Origin of the sequence: Micromonospora arborensis (assembly GCF_003205615.1) — a bacterium.
In the GTDB taxonomy this organism is placed as follows: Bacteria; Actinomycetota; Actinomycetes; order Mycobacteriales; family Micromonosporaceae; genus Micromonospora; species Micromonospora arborensis.
The window spans coordinates 44050-50172 of the sequence record NZ_PYBV01000008.1 but is presented as its reverse complement, the minus strand read 5'-3'; the positions used below and the strand labels follow the sequence as shown (position 1 = coordinate 50172).

General features: G+C 71.3%; 8 protein-coding genes. 2 read left to right on the top strand and 6 right to left on the bottom strand.

The window, feature by feature from the left end; all coding sequences use genetic code 11:
* Positions 1-266: 266 nt before the first annotated feature.
* Positions 267-707 (bottom strand): hypothetical protein, encoded by a 441-nt coding sequence (locus tag C7C45_RS06315; RefSeq protein WP_110562710.1) that lies wholly within the window; start codon positions 705-707, stop codon positions 267-269.
* Positions 708-1030: 323 nt separating this feature from the next.
* Between C7C45_RS06315 and C7C45_RS06310 the strand changes: the two genes are divergently transcribed.
* Together C7C45_RS06310 and gndA are read left to right on the top strand one after the other, a co-directional pair.
* A complete protein-coding gene (locus C7C45_RS06310) occupies positions 1031-1327 on the top strand; it encodes an MTH1187 family thiamine-binding protein (protein WP_110562709.1) in 297 nt (98 codons plus the stop codon).
* 104 nt (positions 1328-1431) lie between these two features.
* Positions 1432-2874 (top strand): NADP-dependent phosphogluconate dehydrogenase, encoded by a 1443-nt coding sequence (gene gndA / locus C7C45_RS06305; RefSeq protein ID WP_110562708.1) that lies wholly within the window; start codon positions 1432-1434, stop codon positions 2872-2874.
* Positions 2875-2988: 114 nt separating this feature from the next.
* Here gndA and C7C45_RS06300 read toward each other — a convergent pair whose 3' ends face one another.
* From C7C45_RS06300 to recO, 5 genes are all read right to left on the bottom strand, one after another.
* Entirely contained in the window at positions 2989-3750 is a 762-nt protein-coding gene (locus C7C45_RS06300; RefSeq protein WP_110562707.1) for a pirin family protein, read from the bottom strand.
* Positions 3747-3947 (bottom strand): thioredoxin reductase, encoded by a 201-nt coding sequence (locus C7C45_RS06295; RefSeq protein ID WP_244200263.1) that lies wholly within the window; start codon positions 3945-3947, stop codon positions 3747-3749. Before C7C45_RS06295 ends, C7C45_RS06300 begins: the two co-directional genes overlap by 4 nt.
* Positions 3948-4142: 195 nt before the next feature.
* Positions 4143-4328, bottom strand: coding sequence for a hypothetical protein (locus tag C7C45_RS06290; RefSeq protein ID WP_110562706.1), 186 nt, complete (start codon positions 4326-4328; stop codon positions 4143-4145).
* Between the two features lie 71 nt (positions 4329-4399).
* Entirely contained in the window at positions 4400-5203 is an 804-nt protein-coding gene (locus C7C45_RS06285; RefSeq protein ID WP_110562705.1) for an isoprenyl transferase, read from the bottom strand.
* A 4-nt stretch (positions 5204-5207) separates the two neighbouring features.
* Positions 5208-6074, bottom strand: coding sequence for a DNA repair protein RecO (gene recO, locus C7C45_RS06280; protein ID WP_110562704.1), 867 nt, complete (start codon positions 6072-6074; stop codon positions 5208-5210).
* Positions 6075-6123: the final 49 nt, after the last annotated feature.

The following is a 6123-nucleotide window of genomic DNA, read 5'->3' as shown; positions in this document are numbered from 1 at the left end:
AGCGTCTTGCACTTGCTGTCGTCGCATATCCGGCATCGCGCCCACACGACCGTGCCGGCCCCTGAGTCCGCCGCCACGGCGACCCTAGCCAACGGGACAGAACCCTTCAAACGGAACAAATCGACGACACGGTGACCCCGCACGATGGGCGTCCGGGCGTGATCGACTCCATGTCGCCGACATTGCGGTATCCGCGAGGCGGGATGCCGCCACATCGGCGACATGGAGTCGATCATGGCCGAGGCCGGTTCGGGGGGTGGGTCGGCTTAGCTGCGGCGGAAGGCGTAGCGGCGCGGCTGACCGGCTCGCTGACTCTTGCCGCCGGCGGAGCGGCCCCCACCGGCCTGCGGCGGTCCGACCTTCGGTGCCGTCGGCCGCGCGGCTGTCGACGACGGGTCGACCACTGCGGGCACGTCCAACGTTGCCGGGACGTGGACCAGCGGGGGTGCGACCAACGCGTCCTCCGCCGAGGGCACGTCGACCACCACCGGCATGTCGCTCGTCGCCACGTCGACCGGCAGGGTCGACTCGACCGGTAGAGCCGGAAGCGCCGGCACCGGTAGAGCCGGCAGATCCGGTACCGGCACAGCCGGCAGAGCCGGTAGCGCCGGCCCCACCGTCAGGGCGGGGAGCAGGCCGTGCTCGGTCGCCGGGTCGGTGCCGAGCGGGGTCCTACGGGACTTCTTCGGGTTGCGCCTGGCTGGCATCCGGGCCTCCTTCGGTGCCGACCGTCTCGGCCGGTCCCGCGCTCCGGCGGTCGGTCGGATCGGCTGGTGACCGCCGCGGCGCGACGGTCGGATCGGCTGGTGACCGCCGCGGCGCGACGGTCGAACGGGAGAGGAACTGCTCACCGGGGTCGGGCACGGCCAGCACCGCTGAACTGCGGGTGGGATGCGGGACGCCCGGGAGCGCACGGACCACGACGCGGGGCGGCGGGCCGGCTCGGAGAAGGGGCGTCAGTTGCGCATGACCGCACAATATCGGCTCGCCGTACGTCGGCGCAGCCGATTTTCCTGGCACCATCAGCGACATGCTTATCGCGTTCTCGGTAACCCCACTCGGTGTCGGTGAGTCCGTCGGTGACCTGGTCGCCGAGGCGGTACGGGTGGTCCGCGACTCGGGCCTGCCCAACCGCACCGATGCCATGTTCACCACCATCGAGGGCGAGTGGGACGAGGTGATGGCGGTCGTCAAGCGGGCGGTCGACGTGGTGGGCGCGCAGGCGCCCCGGGTGAGCGTGGTGCTCAAGGCCGACATCCGACCGGGGGTGACCGACGCGCTCACCGCGAAGGTGGCGCACGTGGAGGATCGGCTGGCCCAGGGCTGAGCGCCATCGGTCGGTGACCGGCTGTTGGGCAGCGCTCCCCTGTGCGCCCTGCGTCGCGATACCGTCGCAGCACATCGACACGACGGCGAGAGGTGGCGGCACGGATGGTTGAGCAGGCGAGGGCGCAGATTGGTGTGACCGGGCTGGCGGTGATGGGTCGGAACGTGGCCCGCAACCTGGCCCGTAACGGCTTCACGGTGGCAGTGCACAACCGCTCGCCGGAGCGCACCCGCAGCCTGGTGGCCGAGCACGGCGACGAGGGCACGTTCCTGCCTGGCGAGACGATGGCGGATTTCGTGGCGTCGTTGGAGCGACCCCGCGCGGTCATCGTCATGGTCAAGGCCGGCGCGCCGACCGACGCGGTGATCGACGAGTTGGTGCCGCTGCTGGAAGAGGGCGACATCATCGTCGACTGCGGCAACGCCCACTTCGCCGACACCCGCCGCCGGGAGGAGGCGCTGCGCGCGCAGGGCCTGCACTTCAGCGGCACCGGCGTCTCCGGTGGCGAGGAGGGCGCGCTGCGCGGGCCGAGCATCATGCCGGGCGGCTCCGCCGAGTCGTACGCCAAGCTCGGGCCGATGTTCGAGAAGATCGCCGCGCAGGTGGACGGCGTGCCGTGCTGCACGCACGTCGGGCCGGACGGCGCCGGGCACTTCGTCAAGATGGTGCACAACGGCATCGAGTACGCCGACATGCAGCTCATCGCCGAGGCGTACGACCTGCTGCGGGCGGGCCTGAACGCGACGCCGGCCGAGATCGCGGAGATCTTCCGGGACTGGAACAACGGCGAGTTGGAGTCGTTCCTGATCGAGATCACCGCCGACGTGCTCGCGCACACCGACGCGGCGACCGGCCGGTCGTTCATCGACATCGTGCAGGACCGGGCCGAGCAGAAGGGCACCGGCCGGTGGACTGTGCAGAGCGCTCTGGACCTGGGCATTCCGATCACCGGGATCGCCGAGGCGACCTTCGCCCGCTCGCTCTCCGGGCACGTGGACCAGCGGGAGGCCGCGCGGCGGGCGTTCCCGGACGCGGGTGAGAAGTGGCAGGTCGCCGACCGGAACGCCTTCGTCGAGGACGTCCGCCGTGCGCTGCTCGCCTCCAAGATCGTCGCGTACGCGCAGGGTTTCGACCACATCCGCGCCGGCAGCCAGGAGTTCGACTGGGACATCGACCTCGGTGGCACGGCGACGATCTGGCGGGGCGGCTGCATCATCCGGGCCCGCTTCCTGAACCGGATCCGCGAGGCGTACGACGAGCAGCCGGACCTGCCGACGCTGCTGGTGGCGCCGTACTTCGCCGAGGCGGTCGGCGCTGGCGTGCCGAGCTGGCGACGGGTGGTGGCCGACGCGGCCCGGGCCGGTGTGCCGACGCCCGCGTTCTCGTCGTCACTGGCGTACTTTGACGCGCTGCGCGCCGAGCGGCTGCCCGCCGCGCTGATCCAGGGCCTGCGGGACAACTTCGGTGCGCACACCTACCAGCGGGTGGACCGCGAGGGCTCGTTCCACACCACCTGGGCCGGCGACCGCACCGAGTCGCCCGCCTGACTCAGGGCCGCCGTGATCGTGCTCGATCCTGGATGTGGTGGTCTGCCCCGGCAGGGCGGCCACCACATCCACGTTCGGGCGAGATCACGGCGGCGCCTCTCGCGTGGGTAGGGCTCAGGCGACGGTGGCGTGCATCTCCCAGACGAGGATCTCGGCTGGTTCGTCGGCGGAGACCCGCCGGCCGCCGGTCCTGGTGAGCCGGGCCGCGTCGCCGGTGCCGAGCGGGCCGCTACCCTCCAGGGTTACCGTGCCGTTGGGCACGTACAGGTGCACGAAGGGCGCGTCGGGGATGGTGACCTCGTCGCCGGGGGCGAGACGGGCGGCGTGCAGAGTCGCGTACCGGTTGCGGATCCGGATCGCCGACGCGCCGTCGTAGCGGTCCATCCCGGAGGCGATCGGCACCAGGCCGCCGCGGAGCAGCTCGTCCTCGATCTCCAACTGCTCGTAACCGGGGTCGACGCCCTGCTCGTCGGGGAGCACCCACATCTGCACGAAGTGGACCGGGTCGGTGTGCGGCTCCTGGTTGTTGAGCCGCCAGGCGTCGTTCTTCTCGGAGTGCAGGATGCCGGTGCCGGCGCTCATCCGCTGGGCCAGGCCCGGGTAGATCACTCCGGAGTGCCCGGTGGAGTCCTGGTGCACCAGCGAGCCGCGCAGCACCCAGGTAATGATCTCCATGTCCTGGTGCGGGTGGGTTTCGAAGCCGGCCCCCGGGTGCACCACGTCGTCGTTGTTGACCAGCAGCAGACCGTGGTGGGTGTTGGCCGGGTCGTAGTGCCGGGAGAACGAGAACGAGTGCTTGGAGTCGAGCCAGGAGATCCGGGTGGCGAAGCGGTCCTCACCACGGCGTACGTCGACCGCGGGGGCGGGGGCGGTCACCAGGCACGCTGCGCGACGTCGGGGGTCGTCGGCGCCCAGGTGAGGGCCGGTTCGCCGGTGGCCAGCTCGGCGATCTCGCCGGTACGCAGCTGCGGTGTGTGACCGAATTCGGCGCAGTGCTGCTCGGCGATCTCGGCGCAGATGTCGGCCACCTGCTCGCAGATCGGATCACCAAGGTCAGCCGCGTTCAACGCCATGATCATCTTGTACCGAAGGTCCCGCACATCCACCCCCATCGCCGTCGTCCCACCACCTCCGGACCCTACCCGCCCCCAATCCGCAAGACCCCGGAACAACCGCACTGCGGCAGGGCGGAGTGGGGCGGGTGGGGATGGGGCGGCGCCGCCTGCACGGGTGTGCGGGCGGCGCCGGGAGGGGTGAGGTCTTGGGGTTCAGAAGAGCCGACGGCGCTTGGCCTTCTGCGGGCGGATCAGGTCCGCACCCTTGGTCAGCAACCGGGTCGCCCCGGAGGGACCACGCCGGGCCTCCAGGGTGTGGCTGAGCCGGCGGGCACCGGCAGCCGCCAGTGGCACCGCTACCGCCATCACCGCCCACTGGGCAATGCGCTTCTGGATCATGTGGGTTCACCTCCGTCAGTGGCTTCTGACAGAGGTGATACCCAGAGTGACGTGCGGGTAAGCGCGTCGGCTCAGATGACCGGGGCGACCGGGTTGGGCAGCGCCCCGCCGAAGCGTCGGTCCCGCTGCGCGTACAACTCGCACGCGTACCAGAGGTGGCGGCGATCGAAGTCGGGCCAGAGCGTGTCCAGGAAGATCAACTCGGCGTACGCGGCCTGCCAGAGCAGGAAGTTGGAGATCCGTTCCTCACCGGAGGGGCGCAGGAACAGGTCCACCTCCGGGACCTCCGGGTGGTAGAGGTATTTCGCCACGGTCTTCTCGCTGACCTTCGCCGGATCGAGCCGGCCGGCCGCCACGTCACGGGCGATCGCGGCGGCGGCGTCGCCGATCTCGGCCTGCCCGCCGTAGTTGACGCAGAACTGCAGGGTCAATGTCGAGTTGTCGCGGGACATCTCCTCGGCGGTCTGCAACTCGGAGATGACGCTCTTCCACAACCGCCCGGTCCGACCCGACCAGACCACCCGGACGCCGAGGTCGACCAACTGGTCGCGGCGGCGACGGATCACGTCCCGGTTGAACCCCATCAGGAACCGGACCTCGTCGGGCGAGCGGCGCCAGTTCTCGGTGGAGAACGCGTACGCCGAGAGGTACGGGATGCCCATCTCGATGGCGCCCTCGATGGTGTCGAAGAGGCTGTGCTCCCCTGCCTCGTGCCCCTTGGTGCGGGCCAGCCCGCGCTCCTTGGCCCAGCGACCGTTGCCGTCCATCACCACCGCCACGTGCCTCGGCACCGCTTCGGTGGGCAGCGCTGGCGGCCGGGCGCCGGACGGATGCGGTGTCGGCTCGCGCCGGCCGGCCTTCTTCGATCGGATCACTCGGTCACTCCCTGCTCGCGCTGTCCGCCCCGGCCTCGAGGTCGCCACGTGGCCGGAGCACCACGGCCCCGGCGCCTTCCGGTGGCGGGGCCGTGCCGGCCGCCGAGGGACCCCGGTCGACCAGCGGCAGCGAGCGTAGCGCGCGTTCCAGGTGCCACTGCAGGTGAGCCGCGACCAGCCCACTGCACTCCCGGCGTACGCCGGAGTCCGTGGCGTCGGCGACCACCCAGTCGCCGGTGGTCAGCGCGGACATCAGATCGATGGTGGCCGGCGCGGGGTGGGCCGCCCCGGGCGGCCGACAATCCGGGCAGACCGCGCCGCCGGCCGGCACGGAGAACGCCCGGTGCCGCCCGGGGGTGCCGCACACCGCGCACGCGATCAGCGCCGGCGCCCAGCCCGCGAGGGACATCCCGCGCAGCAGGTACGCGTCGAGCACGAGGGTGGTGTCATGCTCGCCCCGGGACAGCGCCTTCAGCGCGCCCACGGTGAGCTGGAACAGGCGTAGCGACGGCTCCCGCTCGACCGGGGTGAGCCGCTCGGCCGTCTCGGCGATCGCGCTGGCTGCCGTGTAGCGGGGGTAGTCCCCCAGGAACCGCTTGCCGTACAGCTCGATGCCCTCCACCTGGCTGACGGTGTGCAGTGCGCTGCCGTGGTTGCCCTTCGGGTCACCGGCAAGCTGGAGGTCGACGTGGCCGAACGGCTCCAACCGGGCACCGAACTTGCTGGTGGTGCGGCGGATGCCCCGGGCCACCGCGCGCAGCCGGCCGTGCCGGCGGGTGAGCAGGGTGATGATCCGGTCGGACTCGCCGAGTTTCTGCACACGCAGCACCACCGCGTCGTCGCGGTAGAGCTGTCGGCGATACCCGGCCATCGGGCCATTCTCCCTCGGGGTGTGAAATCAGGGTTGGTTCGGGGTGGAT